Annotated in this window: 1 protein-coding gene; it reads right to left on the reverse strand. The window is 40.1% G+C overall.

Annotated elements, in window-relative coordinates:
* A partial coding sequence (locus E1I69_RS24290) for a hypothetical protein (protein ID WP_136382033.1) occupies positions 1 to 266 on the reverse strand: 266 nt, incomplete at its 3' end.
* Positions 267 to 594: the final 328 nt, after the last annotated feature.

Consider the following 594-nt stretch of genomic DNA (forward strand, 5'->3'; position numbering starts at 1 on the left):
TTCTCATCAGGAATAGCTTCAACCATTTCGTCTACTACACGGGCCTCGTGATGTTGTGGAATAAGGGATTCGATATCATAAATCATTTGAACTTGTCGATTATCGTAGGGTTTGAAAGTAGGAGCTAATTTCCTTGGATTAGGTACTTTTTGTTTTCCACTTTCTTGGTTTTCTTCATTTTGAACTTCTAGTTTCACCTCTTCGAACTCTGGAAAAAGGGAAGTTTGCGTGTTATAATTTTCATTAGTAATCAATTGATTGCTCATAAAAAATCATCCTTTCTGTAATGTAGTGTGGTAACTTCATTTTACTAAAAAGGATGATTTTTTTGTGTAGCTTTTTAAAAAAATTGGTGTTAATACGACTGAATTTTGTAAACTTGTTGATTGTAGCGGAAGGTACGAGACTCCTGCGGGAAAAGCGTGGCCAGGGGAGACCCCGCAGGAGCTTGCGACGAGGAGGCTCCCGGACCGCCCGCGGAAAGCGAGTACCTGCAGCGGAAATCAACAACCTAGTTTTAGTTGACCCAATAAATATAAAAAATGAGGGGCTGTCCTCAAAAGTCACTTTTCAATGACTTTTTGGACAGCCCCT

This window comes from Bacillus timonensis, assembly GCF_004799755.1.
In the GTDB taxonomy this organism is placed as follows: domain Bacteria; phylum Bacillota; class Bacilli; order Bacillales; family Bacillaceae_L; genus Ferdinandcohnia; species Ferdinandcohnia timonensis_A.